Annotated in this window: 12 protein-coding genes; 11 read left to right on the forward strand and 1 reads right to left on the reverse strand. The window is 55.8% G+C overall.

From position 1 onward, the window contains the following. The first annotated feature begins 205 nt into the window (after window positions 1-205). Window positions 206-3,535 (forward strand): diguanylate cyclase, encoded by a 3,330-nt coding sequence (locus AAIG39_RS05970; RefSeq protein WP_249569446.1) that lies wholly within the window; start codon window positions 206-208, stop codon window positions 3,533-3,535. Here the strand turns inward: AAIG39_RS05970 and alkA are convergent. Continuing rightward, entirely contained in the window at window positions 3,528-4,376 is an 849-nt protein-coding gene (gene alkA, locus AAIG39_RS05975; RefSeq protein ID WP_343193403.1) for a DNA-3-methyladenine glycosylase 2, read from the reverse strand. The genes AAIG39_RS05970 and alkA overlap by 8 nt on opposite strands. Window positions 4,377-4,510: 134 nt before the next feature. Between alkA and yegD the strand changes: the two genes are divergently transcribed. From yegD to yegS, 10 genes are all read left to right on the forward strand, one after another. Next, complete coding sequence (yegD, locus tag AAIG39_RS05980; RefSeq protein ID WP_249569448.1) at window positions 4,511-5,863, forward strand: molecular chaperone; 1,353 nt, start codon at window positions 4,511-4,513, stop codon at window positions 5,861-5,863. 394 nt (window positions 5,864-6,257) lie between these two features. After that, complete coding sequence (locus AAIG39_RS05985; protein ID WP_139223060.1) at window positions 6,258-7,499, forward strand: MdtA/MuxA family multidrug efflux RND transporter periplasmic adaptor subunit; 1,242 nt, start codon at window positions 6,258-6,260, stop codon at window positions 7,497-7,499. Beyond that, window positions 7,499-10,621 (forward strand): MdtB/MuxB family multidrug efflux RND transporter permease subunit, encoded by a 3,123-nt coding sequence (locus tag AAIG39_RS05990; protein ID WP_343193404.1) that lies wholly within the window; start codon window positions 7,499-7,501, stop codon window positions 10,619-10,621. The genes AAIG39_RS05985 and AAIG39_RS05990 overlap by 1 nt, the downstream gene beginning before the upstream one ends. Next, window positions 10,622-13,699: a multidrug efflux RND transporter permease subunit MdtC gene (gene mdtC / locus AAIG39_RS05995; RefSeq protein WP_343193405.1), complete on the forward strand. Its 3,078-nt coding sequence runs from the start codon at window positions 10,622-10,624 to the stop codon at window positions 13,697-13,699. Next, window positions 13,696-15,111, forward strand: coding sequence for an MFS transporter (mdtD, locus tag AAIG39_RS06000; protein WP_090085492.1), 1,416 nt, complete (start codon window positions 13,696-13,698; stop codon window positions 15,109-15,111). Before mdtC ends, mdtD begins: the two co-directional genes overlap by 4 nt. Next, a complete protein-coding gene (baeS, locus tag AAIG39_RS06005; RefSeq protein ID WP_343193406.1) occupies window positions 15,108-16,583 on the forward strand; it encodes an envelope stress sensor histidine kinase BaeS in 1,476 nt (491 codons plus the stop codon). The genes mdtD and baeS overlap by 4 nt, the downstream gene beginning before the upstream one ends. After that, complete coding sequence (gene baeR / locus AAIG39_RS06010) at window positions 16,580-17,302, forward strand: envelope stress response regulator BaeR (RefSeq protein ID WP_090085488.1); 723 nt, start codon at window positions 16,580-16,582, stop codon at window positions 17,300-17,302. Before baeS ends, baeR begins: the two co-directional genes overlap by 4 nt. Before the next feature lie 37 nt (window positions 17,303-17,339). After that, window positions 17,340-18,053: a tetratricopeptide repeat protein gene (locus tag AAIG39_RS06015; RefSeq protein WP_343193407.1), complete on the forward strand. Its 714-nt coding sequence runs from the start codon at window positions 17,340-17,342 to the stop codon at window positions 18,051-18,053. Between the two features lie 114 nt (window positions 18,054-18,167). Continuing rightward, window positions 18,168-19,529 carry a prephenate-dependent tRNA uridine(34) hydroxylase TrhP gene (gene trhP, locus AAIG39_RS06020; protein ID WP_090085484.1) on the forward strand — a complete coding sequence of 454 codons (1,362 nt, stop codon included), beginning with the start codon at window positions 18,168-18,170 and terminating at the stop codon, window positions 19,527-19,529. A gap of 255 nt (window positions 19,530-19,784) precedes the next feature. Next, entirely contained in the window at window positions 19,785-20,684 is a 900-nt protein-coding gene (gene yegS, locus AAIG39_RS06025) for a lipid kinase YegS (RefSeq protein WP_343193408.1), read from the forward strand. The last annotated feature ends 15 nt before the right edge of the window (window positions 20,685-20,699 follow it).

Raw genomic sequence — 20,699 nt, forward strand, 5'->3', positions numbered from 1 at the left:
TGCACCTTTTCGCAAATCAGAACGTTCAAATTAACAGCGCTTGTTCGCTTTTCCCTGGAAACTAAGTAATTAATAACATTATGATGTCAAATTCTGAGCGGACGGCATAGGAATTGTAAATTGTTTGTACTAGCATAATCCGAACTCATAATTAACTCGTCCGGACGCCGTTCCTGACAACGTAGGGTTTGCGGATTAAGCGGTAATGATGAAACAAAATCAGCGAGTCTTGATGGCCACCCCTGACCTTATACTGCGTCTGCTCAGTTTGGGGCTATTGTCGTTCATCTTTTCATTATTCTCGCTGGAACTGACCCACTTCGGAACCCAACTCTCACCGCTATGGTTTCCCACCGCCCTGATGATGGTGGCGTTTTATCGCCACGCGGGAAAGATGTGGCCGGGCATCGCCGTAGTCTGTTCAATCGGCAGTCTGGCAGCGACCATGGTGATGTTGTCAGCGGGCGCGCTGAATCTTTGGTATACCGTCATTAATATTATCGAAGCGGTGACCGGGGCGATGCTGCTGCGTAAATTTTTGCCCTGGTATAATCCGCTACAAAATTTAAACGACTGGATACGACTGGCTATCGGTAGCGCTCTCATCCCTCCCCTGCTGGGCGGGATTTTAGTTTGTCTGTTAGTCCCCACAGACAACCTCCTGCGCACCTTCATGCTCTGGTCACTCTCGGAGGCCATCGGCGCGCTGGCGCTCGTACCGATTGGTATTCTTTTTAAGCCGCACTACCTGTTGCGCCACCGCAAGCGGCAATTACTTATCGAAACGCTGGCGACCCTGGCCGTTACGCTCAGCCTGAGCTGGCTGGCGATGAACTATCTGCCCTGGCCGTTTACTGCGGTGATCGTGCTGCTGATGTGGAGCGCCATCCGCCTGCCGCGTATGGAAGCTTTCCTTATCTTCCTGATTACCGTGATGATGGTGTCGCTGATTACGGCGGCCGATCCTTTTACGACCACCATGCCAAAAAACAGTGTGATGTTTAACGCACCCTGGCTGCCGTTTTTGATGATTCTTCTGCCCGCTAACGTCATGACAATGGTGATGTATGCTTTCCGGGCTGAACGTAAACATATCAGCGAAAGCGAAGAGCGTTTTCGTAATGCGATGGAATACTCGGCCATCGGGATGGCGCTGGTGGGCATCCAGGGGCAGTGGTTACAGGCCAACAAAGCGCTGTGTAATTTTCTTGGCTACACCCAGGATGAATTGCGGCTGATGACCTTTCAGCAGCTCACCTGGCCGGAAGACCTGAACAAAGACCTTGAACAGTTGGACCTGTTAGTTCGCGGTGAAATTAATACCTACTCACTGGAAAAGCGCTACTACACCCGCAGTGGCGATTTGGTCTGGGCGCTTCTGGCGGTGTCGGTGGTGCGTCACGCGGACGGCTCACCGCGTTATTTCATTGCCCAGGTCGAAGACATTAACGATCTGAAACAGACTGAGTGGGTCAATAAACGGTTGATGGAACGTATCACGCTGGCGAACGAAGCCGGAGGGATAGGTATCTGGGAGTGGGAACTGGAGCCGGATATCATCAGTTGGGACAAGCGTATGTTCGAACTGTATGAGGTGCCATCGCACATCAAACCCACCTGGCAGCTCTGGTATGAACGTATTTTGCCGGAAGACCGGGAAGAGACGGAACGAATTATTCGCGACTCGTTGATGTCGCGGATCGCCTTTAAACTCGAGTTTCGTATTGCCGTTAAAGACGGTATTCGCCATATCCGTACTCTCGCTAACCGGGTGCTTAACCGCAATGGCGAAGTGGAACGCCTGCTCGGGGTCAATATGGACATGACCGAGGTGAAGCAGCTCAACGAAGCGTTGTTCCAGGAAAAGGAGCGCCTGCATATCACCCTGGATTCCATCGGTGAAGCCGTACTCTGTACTGATGTCGATATGAACGTCACCTTTATGAACCCGGTGGCCGAAAAAATGAGCGGCTGGACACAGGAACAGGCGATGTCGCAGCCACTGCTGAACGTGTTGCGGATTACCTTTGGTGAAACCGGTCCGTCGATGGAAAACATCCATAGCGGTGATATGTCGCGCTCAGCCATCGAACAGGACGTGGTACTCCACTGCCGTACCGGCGGTACCTATGATATCCACTACAGCGTGACGCCACTAAGCACGCTGGACGGGCAAAATATTGGCTTCGTACTGGTTATTCAGGACGTCACCGAGTCGCGTAAGATGTTGCGCCAGCTCAGCTACAGCGCCTCTCACGACGCCCTGACGCATCTGGCTAACCGCGTTAATTTCGAAACGCATCTTAAGCGCCTGCTGAAAAGCGTACAGGAGTTACATCAGCGTCATGCGCTGGTGTTTATTGATCTTGACCGTTTTAAAGCAGTGAACGATACCGCCGGTCATGCCGCTGGTGACGCCCTGCTTCGCGAACTCTCCTCACTGATGCTGAGCATGCTGCGCTCTACCGATATTCTGGCCCGTCTTGGCGGCGATGAGTTCGGTCTGCTGCTGCCGGACTGCAATGTCGAAAGCGCACGCTATATTTCCGGGCGCATTATTCAGGCGATTAACGACTACCACTTTATGTGGGAAGGTCGTATGCACCGTATCGGCGCGAGCGCCGGGATCACCATTATTGATGAAACCAATCACCAGGCCTCAGAAGTTATGTCGCAGGCTGACATTGCCTGCTATGCGTCGAAAAATAATGGCCGTGGACTGGTGACTGTCTATGAAGCGCTGCAGGGACAGATGCTCCAGGACCGCAGCATGATGTCGCTGGATGAACAGTGGCGGATGATCAAAGACAATCATCTGATGATGATTGCCCGCAGCGTCGCCTCACCGCGCGTACCGGAAACCTGCAATTTCTGGTTGCTCTCTCTGCGCCTGTGGACCAGCGAAGGCGAAGTGATGGAGGAGCGCGCCTTCCGTGCAGGTTTAAATGAACCAGAGCTAATCCGTGCCCTTGACCGCCGCGTATTCCATGAGTTTTTCCGTAACCATGCCACCGCCGTTGCGGCGAAAGGGTTGGGTGTTGCACTACCGCTCTCTGCTGCCGGGCTTTCCAACAGCAAACTGGTTGAAGAGATTCTGGACCTGCTGGAGCGCGGCCCGATGCCGGGTCGCCTGCTTCATCTGATGATTAACGCCGATGCCCTTATGCGTCAGGGCAAAGAGATCATCGATAACCTGAAAAAACTACGCCATGCGGGCTGCCGTATCATCCTGAGTCACATTGGCCATGATCTGGAAATCTTTAACCATCTTACGCCGCATACCGCCGATTACCTTTTGATCGACCAGGAGTTGGTAACCAATGTTCATGGCAACCTGATGGATGAAATGATGGTCACCATTATTCAGGGGCATGCCCAGCGTCTGGGCCTTAAGAGCATAGCCGGGCCGACAAACCAGCCGCTGATGATGGATACGCTTTCTGGTATTGGCGTTGATTTGATCTTCGGCGACACCATTTCACAACCTCAGCCGCTGGATATTATGCTCAACACCAGCTATTTCGCCATTAACTAGCCGTGAGATCTGGCTGCCAGCCCTCGGTATACCAGATATGCAGCAACGCGTAAGAACGCCACGGCTGCCAGCGCCGGGCGTAGCGGCGGATCTGCGCAGGCGTCATCCCGGCAAAACGCTGCTTAATCAGATAATCATCCGCCAGGAAAACATCTTTCGCCTGCCAGCCGCGCAGGGCGAAATAGTTGGCCGTCCAGCGGCCAATCCCCGGAAAGGTCTGTAGCGTTTTCATCCCACGTTCGACGTCATCCGGCATCGTCAGAGGAAAAGTCCCGTCCAGCACCGATTGCGCGAGAAAGATCAGCGACTCCGCCCGCTTTACCGGCATACCTAATGCTTTGAGCGCCAGCGGATCAACCTGCTCCAGCTGCGCCGGTTGCGGGAACAGAACGAACTGCTCATCCAGCCTGTCGCCACACAGGGCCGCTACGCGGGAAGTCAGCTTTGCTGCCATCGCCACGCTCACCAGTTGGCCTAAAATCGCGCGGACCGCCTGTTCAAACGGGTCCATGCACCCGGGAAGCCGCAGGCCCGGCCGTGCGGCCCCCACGTCCCCAAGCGCATCAGTAATGATCTGTGGCGTGCAGTCGAGATCAAAGAGCTGGCTTAGCCGCTGCAAACAGATATCAGCCACCGGCAACAGCCCTTCGCTCAGCGTAACGTTAAGGGTTGAGCCGGCCTCATCCGGCACAGCAGTAATCACGCCGCGATGCCCGCCAAAGGCAAACGAACGGGTATAGGTGGTCTGCGTAACCACTTCAACGCCAGTAACCGTACGCAAGCGTAAAAAATCCAGTATCCAGGCCCAGTCATAGGGCGGCTGCCAGCGCAGTGTGTACATACGTTCTCCTGTCATCAACGGCTAAGAGCATATACGCATTCATCATTTTGCGCTTTGCTTTGATATTCCAGTTGTCCTGTCGCGCGCATTCGGCTAAAGTCGCCCCCCTTCTTCACTGGCATGGGGATAAACACGTGTTTGTAGGTTTTGATTACGGCACCGCCAACTGCTCGGTCGCCGTTATGCAGGAAGAGACTCCACGACTGTTAAAAATGGAAAATGACAGCACGCTGCTGCCGTCGATGCTCTGCGCGCCAACGCGCGAAGCGGTGAGTGAGTGGCTCTATCGTCACCATAATGTCCCGGCAACGGGGAGCGAAACGCAGGCGCTGCTGCGCCGTGCCGTGAGCTATAACCGCGAAGAAGATATCGACGTCCAGGCGTCAAGCGTCCAGTTCGGCCTGAACTCGCTGCGCCAGTATGTGGAAGACCCGGAAGAGATCTACTTCGTTAAATCGCCGAAATCGTTTCTGGGCGCAAATGGGTTAAAACCACAGCAAATCGCCCTGTTCGAAGATCTGGTTTGCGCCATGATGCTGCACATTCGCCAGCAGGCCGAATCACAACTTCCGCAGACGATAGACCAGGCGGTTATTGGTCGCCCGATTAACTTTCAGGGGTTGGGTGGCGATGATGCCAACACCCAGGCGCAGGGCATTCTTGAGCGTGCGGCAAAACGCGCCGGTTTTCGCGACGTGGTATTTCAGTACGAGCCGGTGGCTGCGGGGCTGGATTTCGAAGCCACATTACGTGAAGAAAAGCGCGTGCTGGTGGTGGATATCGGTGGCGGGACCACTGACTGTTCTTTACTGCTGATGGGGCCGCAGTGGCATAACCGCCCGGATCGTGAGACCAGCCTGCTGGGCCACAGCGGTTGCCGTGTCGGCGGTAATGATCTGGATATCGCACTGGCGTTTAAAAACCTGATGCCGCTGCTCGGTATGGGTGGCCAGACCGAAAAAGGCATCGCGCTGCCGATTCTGCCATGGTGGAACGCCGTCGCGATTAACGATGTACCGGCGCAAACCGAATTCTACAGCGCGGCAAACGGACGTCTGCTTAACGATCTGGTGCGCGATGCCCGCGAGGCGGATAAAGTCGCCCTGCTGCAAAAGGTGTGGAAGCAGCGCCTGAGCTACCGTCTGGTGCGCAGCGCCGAAGAGAGCAAAATTGCCCTCTCCGAACAGGTGGAAACTCAGGCGCAGTTGCCGTTTATCAGTAAAGAACTGGCGACTGCTATCGATCAAGTTGGGCTGGAAGCTGCGTTGAATCAGCCGTTACAGCGTATTCTGGAGCAGGTTCAACTGGCACTGGAAAGCAGCAATACTACGCCTGAGGTGATTTACCTGACCGGGGGTAGCGCGCGTTCGCCGATTATCAAACGCGCACTGTCGCAGGCCCTGCCGGGTATTCCGATTGCCGGAGGTGACGATTTTGGCTCGGTGACCGCCGGTCTTGCGCGTTGGGCGCAGGTGGTATTTCGTTAAACATTAATAAATGCCCGCACAGCGATCTGCGCGGGCATTTAACTTTCCTCCATACGTAACACAAGCGGCAAAGTGGATCTCAATAATCCGCTACCACCACAGAAACGATCTCCATCCTGCTCTCTGCATACTGCCCCCCAAATACAGTAAAGGGGCTAAGGCCAATGGCAGGCTGTAATACACCCTCAGTGATGAATGGTCCGGAAACCCGGCGAGATGTACGTCAGGTGCCGCGCTTTCCAGTTTTTTTTATCGCAAAAACACCCTAACGCAAATCAGATTCTCAGAAAGACGTTTCCAGACAGTACTTCATATTCTCTCCATTTTTCTGACGCCTGCACTCACTAAACTAGTATTATTTCAGGCAATGTTTCCGGATGAGATACGAATAACGATGAAAGGCAGAAAGTCTTCCCGCCTGGTGATAGCAGCAGTGGTGATTATTGTCGGTATTGCTGCTGTTTGGTACGGGTTCCGCCATAAGGAAACGACGCCTGCAACCGGGGCTGGAAACGGGCAAACACAGCGCCCTGGCGCGGGCGGTGGCCGTCATGGTATGCGCGGCGGCGCGCTACCACCGGTACAGGCAGCAACGGCAACCCAACAAGCAGTTCCGCAATATCTTACTGGCCTGGGGACGGTCACCGCGGCCAACACGGTAACGGTGCGTAGCCGTGTGTCCGGGCAGTTGCAAGCCATTCACTTTAAAGAAGGCCAGCAGGTGAAAGCCGGTGATCTTCTTGCAGAAATCGACCCGAGCGAATTCAAGGTTACGCTGGCACAGGCGCAGGGACAGCTTGCAAAAGATAAGGCCACCCTTGCTAACGCCCAGCGCGATCTCGCCCGCTATCAGCAACTGGTAAAAACCAATCTTGTTTCTCGCCAGGATCTGGATACCCAGCAGGCGTTAGTCAGCGAAACACAGGGCACCATCAAAGCCGATGAGGCTGCTGTCGCCAGCGCGCAACTCCAGCTCGACTGGAGCCGCATTGTGGCCCCTATCGACGGACGTGTCGGCCTCAAACAGGTGGATATCGGCAATCAGATCTCCAGCAGCGATACTACCGGCATTGTGGTGTTGACCCAGACTCACCCCATTGATCTGGTATTCACGCTGCCGGAGAACGACATCGCCACCGTTATCAAGGCGCAAAAAGCCGGACAAACGTTAAGCGTTGAAGCCTGGGACCGTACAAATAAACAGAAACTCACCACCGGCACGCTACTCAGCCTTGATAACCAGATTGATGCCACCACAGGGACAATCAAGCTAAAAGCCCGCTTTGATAACCAGGATGACATCCTCTTCCCTAATCAGTTTGTGAATGCGCGCATGCTTGTCTCTACCCAACAGAACGCCGTTGTCATTCCGACTGCTGCCCTGCAGATGGGTAATGAAGGTAACTTCGTCTGGGTGCTCAATGATAAAAACCAGGTCAGCAAACACACGGTGACGCCGGGTATTCAGGACAGCCAAAAAGTGGTGATTGCCGCCGGGCTTTCCGCCGGTGACCGCGTGGTGACAGACGGCATTGATCGTCTGACCGAAGGGGCGACAGTGGAAGTGGTCGATGCCAAAAACGCAGATCAGATGCCGGCCAAACGTGAACGTCCGTCGAAAGGAGCGCAGTCCTGATGCAGTTGCTTCCGCCAGGCAGAACCGGCGGCCCTTCTCGCCTGTTCATTATGCGTCCTGTCGCCACTACTCTTTTGATGGTGGCGATTTTGCTCGCCGGGATTATCGGCTACCGCTTCCTGCCTGTCTCCGCGTTGCCGGAAGTGGATTACCCCACCATTCAGGTCGTGACGCTCTATCCTGGCGCCAGCCCGGACGTGGTGACATCGGCGATTACCGCACCGCTGGAACGCCAGTTTGGTCAGATGTCGGGCCTCAAGCAGATGTCATCACAAAGCTCCGGCGGCGCGTCGGTGGTGACCCTGCAATTCCAGTTGACGCTACCGCTCGATGTCGCCGAGCAGGAAGTGCAGGCGGCCATGAACGCCGCCAACAGTCTGCTGCCCTCTGACCTGCCCAACCCGCCGGTGTACAGTAAAGTTAACCCGGCGGACCCGCCGATCATGACCCTGGCCGTCACCTCTTCCGCCATGCCAATGACCCAGGTAGAAGATATGGTGGAAACCCGCGTGGCGCAGAAAATTTCCCAGGTATCGGGGGTTGGTCTGGTGACGCTTGCCGGCGGCCAGCGTCCTGCCGTGCGCGTCAAACTCAATGCGCAGGCGGTGGCGGCCCTGGGGTTAACCAGCGAAACGGTCCGCACGGCTATCAGCAACGCGAACGTTAACTCCGCCAAAGGGAGTCTGGACGGTCCGGCCCGCGCCGTCACCTTGTCGGCTAATGACCAGATGCAATCCGCCGAAGAGTACCGTCGTCTGATTGTGGCCTACCAGAACGGCGCCCCCATCCGCCTGGGGGATATCGCAACGGTTGAACAAGGGGCGGAAAACAGCTGGCTTGGGGCGTGGGCTAACAAACAGCAGGCGATTGTCATGAACGTTCAGCGCCAGCCGGGCGCGAACATCATTGACACCGCCGACAGTATCCGCGCCATGCTGCCGCAACTAACCAGCAGCCTGCCGAAGTCGGTTGAAGTGAAAGTGCTGTCGGACCGCACCAACAATATCCGCGCATCGGTCTCCGATACCCAGTACGAACTGATGCTGTCTATCGCGCTGGTGGTAATGATCATCTATCTGTTCCTGCGTAATATCCCTGCCACTATCATTCCGGGCGTCGCCGTACCGCTCTCTCTGGTGGGGACCTTCGCGGTTATGGTATTCCTGGGGTTCTCCATCAATAACCTGACGCTGATGGCGCTCACCATCGCCACCGGTTTCGTGGTGGATGACGCCATTGTGGTCATTGAGAACATCTCGCGGTATATCGAAAAAGGCGAGAAGCCGCTGGCCGCCGCGCTTAAAGGGGCTGGCGAGATAGGCTTTACCATCATCTCGCTGACCTTCTCGCTGATTGCCGTACTGATCCCGTTGTTGTTTATGGGCGATATCGTCGGGCGACTGTTCCGCGAGTTTGCCGTCACCCTGGCAGTGGCGATTTTAATCTCGGCGATTGTTTCGCTAACCCTGACGCCAATGATGTGCGCACGCATGTTAAGCGCGGAATCGCTTCGTAAGCAGAACCGTTTTTCCCGCGCTTCGGAGCGATTTTTCGAGCGCGTGATTGCCGCGTATGGTCGCCTGCTCGCCAAAGTGCTCAACCATCCGTGGCTGACCCTGGGCGTCGCCATCACCACCCTGCTGCTGTCGGTCTTTCTGTGGATTGTGATCCCGAAAGGCTTCTTCCCGGTGCAGGATAACGGCATTATCCAGGGCACCTTGCAGGCGCCACAGTCGGCATCGTTTGCCAGCATGGCCGGGCGCCAGCGCCAGGTCGCGGATATCGTGCTCAAAGACCCGGCAGTACAAAGTCTGACCACCTTTGTTGGCGTGGACGGTACCAATCCGGCGCTCAACAGCGCGCGGCTACAGATAAACCTTAAGCCGCTCAGCGAACGAGACGATCGCGTGCCGGTGGTTATTGAGCGCCTGCAACAGTCAGTGGCGAAAATCCCGGGCGCAGCGCTCTATCTGCAACCGACCCAGGATTTGACCATCGATACTACCGTCAGCCGCACGCAGTATCAGTTCACCTTACAGGCAAACTCGCTGACGGCCCTGAGCGAGTGGGTGCCGCAGTTGATGGACAAATTGCAGGCCCTGCCACAACTCGCTGATGTCAGCAGCGGCTGGCAGGATCAGGGGCTGGTGGCCTATGTCAATGTTGATCGCGACAGCGCCAGCCGTCTTGGGATTAGCATGTCTGATGTGGACAATGCCCTCTACAACGCCTTCGGTCAGCGCCTGATTTCTACGATCTATACCCAGGCGAATCAGTATCGCGTGGTGCTTGAACACAACACCGCACAAACGCCGGGGCTGTCGGCGCTGGATAATATCCGCCTTGCCAGTAGCAGCGGCGGTACCGTGCCGCTAAGTTCGATAGCGAAAGTCGAGCAGCGTTTCGCACCGCTGTCGATTAACCATCTTGACCAGTTTCCTTCCACCACCATCTCTTTTAACGTGGCGGAGGGTCACTCACTGGGCGAAGCCGTTCAGGCGATTACCGACAGCGAGAAGACGCTCAACCTGCCGACCGACATTACCACCCAGTTCCAGGGCAGTACCCTGGCGTTCCAGGCTGCGCTCGGCAGCACCGTCTGGCTGGTGGTTGCCGCCGTGGTGGCGATGTACATCGTGCTGGGCGTGCTGTATGAAAGTTTTATTCACCCGGTCACCATTTTGTCTACGTTGCCAACTGCGGGGGTCGGCGCACTGCTGGCGTTGCTTATCGCCGGGAGCGAACTGGACGTTATCGCCATCATTGGCATCATTTTGCTGATTGGTATCGTGAAGAAAAACGCCATCATGATGATTGACTTCGCCCTTGCTGCCGAACGTGAAGAGGGCATGTCGCCACGTGACGCCATTTTCCAGGCCTGTCTGCTGCGTTTTCGTCCGATCCTGATGACCACGCTGGCAGCGCTGCTTGGCGCATTACCGCTGATGCTCAGTACCGGCGTCGGGGCAGAACTGCGCCGCCCGCTGGGGATTGGTATGGTGGGCGGTTTGATGGTAAGCCAGGTGCTGACGCTGTTCACCACCCCGGTTATCTATCTCCTTTTCGACCGACTCGCGCTCTCTCTGCGTCGCCGCTTTCCGCGCCGTGAAGAGGAGGCGTAAATGAAGTTTTTCGCCCTCTTCATTTACCGCCCGGTGGCGACAATACTGATCTCCATTGCCATCACGCTCTGCGGCATTCTGGGTTTCCGGCTGTTGCCGGTAGCCCCGCTGCCGCAGGTGGATTTTCCGGTCATCATGGTCAGCGCCTCTCTGCCAGGTGCATCGCCGGAAACCATGGCTTCGTCGGTGGCGACGCCGCTGGAGCGCTCGCTCGGGCGTATCGCCGGGGTCAACGAAATGACCTCCTCCAGTTCGCTTGGCAGCACGCGTATCATTCTGGAGTTTAACTTTAACCGCGATATCAACGGCGCGGCGCGTGATGTCCAGGCGGCGCTGAACGCGGCGCAAAATCTGTTGCCGAGCGGCATGCCGAGCCGTCCGACCTATCGCAAAGCAAACCCGTCTGCCGCACCGATTATGATCCTGACGCTCACCTCTGATACCTATTCGCAAGGTGAGCTGTACGATTTCGCCTCCACGCAACTGGCGCAAACCATCTCCCAGATCGACGGCGTCGGGGATGTCGATATCGGCGGTAGTTCGCTGCCCGCCGTGCGCGTTGGATTAAACCCGCAGGCCCTGTTTAACCAGGGCGTCTCGCTCGATGCGGTACGTACCGCCATCAACCAGGCCAACGTTCGTCGCCCACAGGGGGCGATTGAAGATGCGACCCACCGCTGGCAGGTGCAGACCAATGACGCGCTAAAAACTGCTGCCGCGTATCAGCCGCTGATCATTCATTACAATAATGGCGCAGCCGTACGCCTGAGTGATGTCGCGTCGGTGACCGACTCCGTTCAGGATATCCGTAACGCCGGGATGACCAACGCTAAACCCGCCATTTTGCTGATGATCCGCAAATTGCCGGAAGCCAACATCATCCAGACCGTCGACAGCATCCGCGCTCGCCTGCCGGAACTGCAAAAAACCATTCCGGCGGCAATAGACCTGCAAATTGCCCAGGATCGTTCGCCCACTATCCGTGCCTCCCTCGCGGAAGTGGAGCAGTCGCTGGTTATCTCAGTCGCGCTGGTTATTCTGGTTGTCTTCCTTTTCCTGCGTTCCGGGCGGGCGACGCTTATTCCCGCGGTGGCGGTCCCGGTGTCGCTGATTGGTACTTTCGCCGCCATGTACCTGTGCGGTTTTAGTCTCAATAACCTCTCGCTGATGGCGCTGACCATCGCCACTGGTTTCGTGGTCGATGATGCCATCGTGGTGCTGGAGAATATCTCCCGCCACCTGGAGGCCGGAATGAAACCGCTACAGGCGGCGCTACAGGGAACTCGCGAAGTCGGCTTTACGGTGCTCTCCATGAGTATCTCGCTGGTCGCGGTTTTCTTGCCGCTATTGCTGATGGAAGGGCTGCCGGGACGCCTGCTACGGGAGTTTGCCGTCACGTTATCGGTGGCTATCGGCATCTCGCTGGCTATCTCGCTTACCCTGACGCCAATGATGTGCGGTTGGTTGCTGCGTAGCCGCAAATCCCCGTCCACCACGCGCAACAGGGGCATTGGCCGTTTGCTGCTCGGCCTACAACGCGCCTATGCAAAGTCACTCAAATGGGTGTTAAACCACGCACGGCTGGTGGGGCTGGTGCTGATTGCCACCATCGCGCTCAATATCTGGATGTATATCACCATTCCGAAAACCTTCTTCCCGGAGCAGGACACGGGCATCCTGATGGGCGGTATTCAGGCGGACCAGAGCATTTCGTTCCAGGCGATGCGCATTAAATTACAGGACTTTATGAAGATCATCCGCGACGACCCCGCCGTAGATAACGTGACCGGTTTTACCGGCGGTTCGCGGGTCAACAGCGGCATGATGTTTATTACCCTTAAAGCACGCAATGTCCGCAATGAAACCGCCCAACAGGTTATCGACCGTCTGCGAGGGAAGCTGGCCAAAGAGCCGGGGGCCAGTCTGTTTTTGGTGGCCGTCCAGGATATCCGCGTCGGTGGTCGACAATCCAATGCCAGCTACCAGTACACTCTGCTCTCCGACGACCTGAGCGCCCTGCGCGAGTGGGAGCCGAAAATTCGTAAAGCGCTCGCCTCGCTGCCGGAGCTGGCGGACGTTAACTCCGACCAGCAGGACAACGGCGCGGAAATGAACCTGACTTACGATCGCGAAAGCATGTCGCGCCTTGGGATCAACGTGCAAGAGGCCAACAGCCTGCTGAACAACGCCTTCGGTCAGCGGCAGATTTCCACCATCTACCAGCCGCTTAACCAGTACAAAGTGGTGATGGAGGTCGACCGACGCTATACCCAGGACATTAGCGCGCTGGATAAGATGTTTGTCATTAACAACGAGGGAAAACCGATTCCGCTCTCCTATTTTGCCCGTTGGCAACCGGCAAACGCCCCACTGGCGGTCAACCATCAGGGGCTATCGGCGGCGTCCACGATCTCCTTCAACCTGCCAACAGGGATGTCGCTGTCCGAAGCGAGTGATGCGATTGACCGCGCCATGACCCAGTTGGGCGTGCCATCTACAGTGCGCGGCAGTTTCGCCGGCACCGCGCAAGTCTTTCAGCAGACCATGAACTCGCAGGTGATCCTGATTCTTGCCGCGATCGCGACGGTCTATATCGTGCTGGGTATTCTCTATGAGAGCTACGTGCACCCGCTGACGATCCTCTCGACGCTGCCCTCTGCGGGCGTCGGGGCGCTGCTGGCGCTGGAGCTGTTTGGCGCGCCTTTCAGTCTTATTGCGCTAATTGGCATTATGCTGTTGATTGGTATCGTGAAAAAGAATGCCATCATGATGGTGGATTTTGCGCTTGAAGCCCAACGGAAGGGGAATCTGAATGCGGAAGAGGCGATTTTCCAGGCCTGTCTGCTGCGTTTCAGACCCATAATGATGACCACACTGGCGGCGCTGTTTGGCGCACTTCCGTTAGTGATTTCGGGTGGTGACGGTTCCGAACTGCGCCAGCCGCTGGGGATAACCATTGTTGGCGGTCTGGTTATGAGTCAATTACTGACGCTGTATACCACGCCGGTGGTCTATCTGTTCTTTGACCGCCTGCAACGCCGATTTGCCCGTAAAAGCAGAGAGCCTGTAACAGAGTGACAGAACTACCTCAAAATGTACGCTGGCAATTGTGGATTGTGGCCTTTGGCTTCTTTATGCAGTCGCTGGACACCACGATTGTCAACACCGCCCTGCCCTCCATGGCGCGAAGTCTGGGAGAGAGCCCGCTGCATATGCATATGGTAGTGGTCTCCTACGTGCTGACTGTCGCCATCATGCTGCCCGCCAGCGGCTGGCTGGCGGATCGCGTCGGGGTGCGTAATATCTTTTTTACCGCCATCATTCTCTTTACCCTGGGCTCGCTGTTTTGCGCGCAGGCCAACACGCTCAATGAACTGATAATGGCCCGCGTATTACAGGGCGTTGGCGGCGCGATGATGGTGCCCGTCGGCAGACTGACGGTGATGAAAATTGTCCCGCGCGATCAATACATGGCGGCAATGACATTTGTCACTCTGCCCGGCCAGGTTGGTCCACTGCTCGGTCCGGCGTTAGGCGGTATCCTGGTGGAGTATGCGTCCTGGCACTGGATCTTCCTCATTAACCTGCCCGTTGGCGTAGTTGGGGCGATAGCCACCCTGTGGTTAATGCCGAATTACACCTTACAAACCCGTCGTTTTGATATCTTTGGCTTTTTGCTGCTGGCGTCGGGAATGGCAACGCTAACGCTGGCGCTCGACGGGCAAAAGGGGTCTGGAATTTCACCGTCGTTGCTCTGCCTTCTGGTGGCAGGCGGCGTGCTGGCGATTGTCATCTATCTGCTGCATGCCAAAGGAAATGCGGGCGCGCTGTTTAATCTGCGTCTGTTTCGCACGCCGTCATTCTCCCTTGGCCTGCTCGGCAGTTTCGCCGGGCGCATTGGCAGTGGCATGCTGCCCTTTATGACACCGATCTTTTTGCAAATTGGTCTGGGCTTTTCGCCGTTTCATGCCGGGTTAATGATGATTCCGATGGTCATTGGCAGTATGGGCATGAAACGGATTGTGGTTCAGTTAGTCAACCGCTTTGGCTACCGCCGTGCGCTGGTAGGCTCAACGCTGGGCCTGGCCACCGTCAGCCTGCTGTTTATGGGGACCGCGCTAATGGGATGGTACGCCCTGTTACCCTTTGTGCTGTTCGCGCAGGGAATGATCAACTCCATGCGTTTTTCATCCATGAATACCCTGACGTTGAAAGACCTGCCCGATGAACTGGCGAGCGGCGGCAATAGCCTGTTATCGATGATCATGCAGCTTTCGATGAGTATCGGCGTCACCGTCGCAGGGCTGTTACTCGGGCTGTTCGGCCAGCACAATTTGTCCGCCGACAGCGGTGTTGCCCATCACGTCTTTCTTTATACCTACCTGTGCATGGCATTTATCATCGCCCTGCCCGCCTTTATCTTTGCCCGAGTCCCGAATGATGTCAGTCAGAACGTGGTCATTTCCCGGCGCAACAGGAGTCAATCATGAAAATCTGGCGACCCGGTATTACCGCTAAACTCTTTCTGGCCATTTTCGCCACCTGTATCGTGCTGCTAATCAGTATGCACTGGGCGGTACGCGTCAGTTTCGAACGGGGTTTTATCGATTACATTAAACATGGCAACGAACAGCGCCTGCAATTGCTCAGCGATGCTCTCAGTGAACAATATGCACAGCACGGCGACTGGGGTTTTTTACGCAACAACGACCGCTTTATCTTCCAGATACTCCGTTCATTCGAGCGCGACAATGAGCGTGAAGGCGGGCCTGGTGGTCCGGGTCCGGAACATGGTGATAACCACCAGCATGAACCGCCGCCAGGCCCTCCCCCGGAGCCGGGCAACGGCATGCCGCCGCATGGCTGGCGAACGCAATTTTGGGTGACAGACGCTTCGGGAGATGTGCTTGTTGGGCCGCGTAGCCCGCTACCTGCCGACGGTACACGACGGGCAATTACGGTGAATGGTCAGACTGTCGGCTGGGTCATCGCCTCGCCGGTGGAGCGCCTGACGCGTAATACTGATATTAACTTTGACCGTCAACAGCGGCGCACAAGCTGGTTAATTGTCGCGCTCTCTACCCTGCTGGCTGCACTGGCAACCTTCCCGCTGGCCCGCGGCCTGCTCGCGCCGGTAAAACGGTTGGTCGAGGGTACGCACAAGCTGGCAGCCGGGGATTTCTCCACCCGCGTTAACCCTGGCAGTCAGGATGAACTGGGTAAGCTGGCGCAGGACTTTAATCAGCTCGCCAGTACGCTTGAGAAAAATCAGCAGATGCGTCGTGATTTTATGGCGGATATTTCCCACGAGTTGCGTACGCCACTGGCGGTGCTGCGCGGCGAACTGGAAGCCATTCAGGATGGGGTGCGGCAATTTACACCGGAGTCGGTGGCGTCATTGCAGGCCGAAGTCGCCACGTTAACCAAACTGGTGGATGATTTGCATCAGTTGTCTATGTCGGATGAAGGCGCGCTGGCGTATCAGAAAAGGCCGGTGGATGTGGTTTCCTTACTGGAAGTGGCCGCCGGGGCGTTTCGTGAACGGTACGCCAGCCGCAACCTGACTATCGACATAACGCTACCGGAGCGCGCCGTGGTCTTTGGAGACCCGGATCGGCTGATGCAACTTTTCAACAATTTGCTGGAAAACAGCCTGCGCTACACCGATAGCGGCGGTGGTATGCACCTCTGCGCCACGCCGGAGGGCAATACGCTGATCATTGATTTTGCCGATAGCGCCCCGGGCGTCAGCGATCAGCAGTTAGGCAGATTATTTGAACGCTTTTATCGTACCGAAGGTTCGCGTAACCGCGCCAGCGGCGGTTCGGGTTTAGGTCTGGCAATCTGCCTGAATATTGTCGAAGCCCATGGCGGCAAGGTCCGCGCCACGCATTCGCCTTTTGGTGGGGTTAGCATTAAAGTTGAATTACCCCTGGAACGGGACATAGCGAGAAACGTATGACTGAGTTACCCATTGATGAAAACACCCCACGCATTTTGATTGTGGAAGACGAACCAAAGCTGGGTCAGTTACTGATTGATTATCTGCGTGCGGCCAGTTACGCGCCGTCGCTGATTAACCATGGCGATCAGGTATTGTCGTATGTGCGCCAGACGCCGCCGGATCTGATCCTGCTTGATCTGATGCTCCCTGGCACCGACGGACTGACGTTGTGCCGGGAAATCCGTCGTTTCTCCAACATCCCCATCATTATGGTAACGGCAAAAATCGAAGAGATTGACCGCCTGCTGGGGCTGGAAATTGGTGCCGATGACTACATCTGCAAACCCTACAGCCCGCGCGAAGTGGTGGCGAGGGTAAAAACCATTCTGCGCCGCTGTAAGCCGCAGCGTGAAATACAGGCGCTGGACGCGGAAAGCCCGCTTATCGTCGATGAAGGACGTTTTCAGGCAAGCTGGCGCAACAAGCAGCTGGATCTAACGCCAGCGGAATTTCGTCTGCTGAAAACCCTCTCCAGCGAACCGGGGAAGGTCTTTTCACGCGAGCAGTTGCTCAATAACCTGTATGACGATTACCGTGTGGTGACTGATCGTACTATCGACAGCCATATTAAGAACCTGCGCCGTAAGCTTGAATCGCTGGATGAAGAACAGTCCTTCATCCGTGCCGTCTATGGTGTGGGTTATCGTTGGGAAGCGGATGCCTGCCGTCTGGCATAATGTTTCTTTCATGCAAAAACTTCATAAGGAATGTGTTATGTCTTTTATGCGCCCGGCACTATGCGCGATCGCGCTTCTGCCCTGCCTTGTCCACGCAGAGGATAGCGATAAAGCACTCGCCGCCGAATGCGCAAAAGTCCCTGGCTACGTTCAGCAGGGCGAAGCGGCCTACAAAGCCCACCAGTATGCAAAAGCGCAGGATGCCTTTGAACGCCAGGTAGCCTGGGGCGAAACCTGTCGCCTTGATGATAAGTTTCTCGCCACCGCTTACAATAACGTCGCCCTGGCCCTGATTCGCCAGGGTGACTACCGCAAAGCCAGCGCATGGCTGAGCATCGCCCCGAATGACCCCAAATCGGTTTACAACCTTGGCCTGATAAAAGACAAGCTGGCGGCACTGCCTGTTCCTGCCTCTCCGGCTGGGGTTTACTGGCAGTACGCGGGCATGGGTGCATGGAATACCCTGACTCTGAAAGCAGAAAAAACCGCTAATCTCTACAAAGCGGATTTTGAAGGCTACTACTTCGGCATGATGGGGCTATGGAGCGGGCCGAACATGGGCCAATTCAGCGAGCCTGTGCATCTTAAAGAGGGCAAAGGCGTAATCGCGCTGCGTGAGGGTGATTATATCCATTGCGATATCAGCCTGGCCGTGGCCCCCAACGGGCTGGATCTGCAAACCGACCAGCCCGATCAGTGCGGGTTCGGACAAAACGTCAGCGCCAGTGGGCACTATATGCGGGTGGAATAACACGATTTACTCTCCTCTTCGCAGAGGCTACAATTCCCGCCCTAAATTTATGGGATCTCCCCAACCGCCTCATCAGTTGAGGCGAATCTGACCTGTCATCAGAACGAGAACATCATGTTTAAACCGGAACTCCTCTCCCCGGCGGGAACGCTGAAAAATATGCGTTACGCTTTCGCTTATGGCGCGGACGCCGTTTATGCGGGCCAGCCCCGTTATTCGCTGCGCGTACGTAATAACGAATTCAACCACGAGAATTTGCAAAAAGGCATTAACGAGGCCCATGAACTCGGCAAAAAATTCTACGTGGTGGTGAATATCGCGCCGCATAACGCCAAGCTGAAAACGTTTATTCGCGATTTAAAACCCGTGGTGGATATGGGGCCGGATGCACTGATTATGTCAGACCCGGGTTTAATTATGCTGGTGCGCGAGCACTTCCCGCAGATGGACATTCACCTGTCCGTGCAGGCTAACGCTGTAAACTGGGCGACGGTAAAATTCTGGAAACAGATGGGGCTGACCCGCGTGATCCTCTCTCGTGAACTGTCGCTTGATGAAATCGGCGAAATACGCGCCCAGGTGCCGGACATGGAAATCGAAATTTTCGTCCACGGCGCGCTGTGTATGGCCTACTCCGGCCGCTGCCTGCTCTCCGGCTATATCAACAAACGCGACCCGAACCAGGGAACCTGCACCAACGCCTGCCGCTGGGAATACAACGTCCAGGAAGGCAAAGAAGATGACGTCGGCAATATCGTGCACAAATACGAGCCGATTGCGGTGCAAAACGTTGAGCCGACGCTGGGAATCGGCGCCCCAACCGACAAAGTATTTATGATTGAAGAGGCCCAGCGTCCGGGCGAGTACATGACCGCGTTCGAAGACGAGCACGGCACTTACATCATGAACTCCAAAGACCTGCGCGCTATCGCCCACGTTGAGCGCCTGACGCAAATGGGCGTGCATTCGCTCAAAATCGAAGGCCGCACCAAATCCTTCTACTACTGCGCCCGCACAGCGCAGGTCTATCGCAAGGCCATTGATGATGCAGCCGCAGGCAAACCGTTTGACACCAGTCTGTTAGAAACCCTGGAAGGACTGGCACACCGTGGCTATACCGAAGGCTTTCTGCGTCGCCACACTCACGACGATTATCAGAACTACGAGTATGGTTACTCCGTTTCAGAGCGGCAGCAGTTTGTTGGCGAATTTACCGGTGAGCGTAAAGGCGAGCTGGCGGCGGTGGCGGTGAAAAACAAGTTTCTCGTTGGCGACAGCCTTGAGCTGATGACGCCGCAGGGCAACGTTAACTTCACCCTGGAACATATGGAAAATGCCAAAGGCGAAGCAATGGAGGTTGCGCCGGGAGACGGTTATACCATCTGGATGCCGGTTCCCCAGGATGTGGTGCTGGAATATGCTCTGTTAATGCGTAATTTCACTGGACAGACCACGCGAAATCCGCACGCTAAGTAATTAACCTGGGTTATTTTTTCAATCGCGAAGAATCTTAGAATCGGATCACATACCGTTGCGGTCATTATGGGTATTATCCTCATCGCTGAAAAACATAACCCATAAATGCTAGCTGTACCAGGAACCACCTCCTTAGCCTGCGTAATCTCCCTTACGCAGGCTGATTTTTTTTATCTCCGCTTTTTCCATCCTTCCAGGCGCGCTCTCCGGTCGTGAGATACACTTTGCTCATGGTATTTTCGAAGAGCGAAAAGGATGAGCAATTTTCCAGGCAGTTTATTGATCCTCAACGGTAAAAGTGCGGGTGACGATATGTTGCGCGAGGCCATTAATCTCCTGCGCAGCGAAGGGATGGATATTCAGGTGCGCGTCACCTGGGAAAAAGGTGATGCAGAGCGCTATGTGGCAGAAGCCATCGAACTGGGTGTCGAAACCGTGATTGCTGGCGGTGGCGATGGCACCATAAATGAGGTCGCCAGCGCGCTGGTACACAGTGATAGCGACAACACACCCGTGCTTGGGATTTTGCCTTTAGGCACCGCGAATGACTTTGCCACCAGCGCCGACATCCCGGAGCCCCTGGATAAAGCGCTGCAACTCGCTATCGTTGGCAAAGCGGTACCCATTGATATTGCCGAAGTGAACGGCAAAACCTGTTTTATCAATATGGCTACCGGCGGGTTCGGCACCCGTATTACCACCGAAACGCCAGAGAAACTGAAAGCCGCGCTGGGCGGTGTCTCTTATATCATTCACGGCCTGATGCGCATGGACACGCTTAAGCCAGATCGCTGCGAAATCAAGGGGGAGGATTTCCACTGGCAGGGTGACGCGCTGGTAATCGGAATCGGTAACGGACGCCAGGCTGGCGGCGGGCAACAGCTGTGTCCAGGGGCACTCATTAACGACGGGCTGCTGCAACTGCGCATTTTCACCGGTGATGAGATCCTCCCCGCCCTGTTCACCACCCTGACCCAACCGGAAGACAATCCACATGTCATTGACGGTAAATCCGCCTGGTTTGAGGTGAGCGCGCCGCACGATATCACCTTCAATCTGGACGGCGAGCCGTTAACCGGGCAGCATTTCAGTATTAACATTTTGCCTGGCGCGCTGAAATGCCGTCTGCCGCCGGACTGCCCGCTGCTCCGTTAAGCCTGACAGTATATT

This window comes from Phytobacter palmae (genome assembly GCF_039409775.1).
Lineage (GTDB): Bacteria > Pseudomonadota > Gammaproteobacteria > Enterobacterales > Enterobacteriaceae > Phytobacter > Phytobacter palmae.

Coding starts and splice junctions, on each gene's coding strand:
- trhP (WP_090085484.1), top strand. CDS start 18,168: ATGTTTAAACCGGAACTCCTCTCCCCGGCGGGAACGCTGAAAAATATG.
- AAIG39_RS05985 (WP_139223060.1), top strand. CDS start 6,258: ATGAAAGGCAGAAAGTCTTCCCGCCTGGTGATAGCAGCAGTGGTGATT.
- yegS (WP_343193408.1), top strand. CDS start 19,785: ATGAGCAATTTTCCAGGCAGTTTATTGATCCTCAACGGTAAAAGTGCG.
- alkA (WP_343193403.1), bottom strand. CDS start 4,376: ATGTACACACTGCGCTGGCAGCCGCCCTATGACTGGGCCTGGATACTG.
- AAIG39_RS05990 (WP_343193404.1), top strand. CDS start 7,499: ATGCAGTTGCTTCCGCCAGGCAGAACCGGCGGCCCTTCTCGCCTGTTC.
- baeS (WP_343193406.1), top strand. CDS start 15,108: ATGAAAATCTGGCGACCCGGTATTACCGCTAAACTCTTTCTGGCCATT.
- AAIG39_RS05970 (WP_249569446.1), top strand. CDS start 206: ATGATGAAACAAAATCAGCGAGTCTTGATGGCCACCCCTGACCTTATA.
- baeR (WP_090085488.1), top strand. CDS start 16,580: ATGACTGAGTTACCCATTGATGAAAACACCCCACGCATTTTGATTGTG.
- AAIG39_RS06015 (WP_343193407.1), top strand. CDS start 17,340: ATGTCTTTTATGCGCCCGGCACTATGCGCGATCGCGCTTCTGCCCTGC.
- mdtC (WP_343193405.1), top strand. CDS start 10,622: ATGAAGTTTTTCGCCCTCTTCATTTACCGCCCGGTGGCGACAATACTG.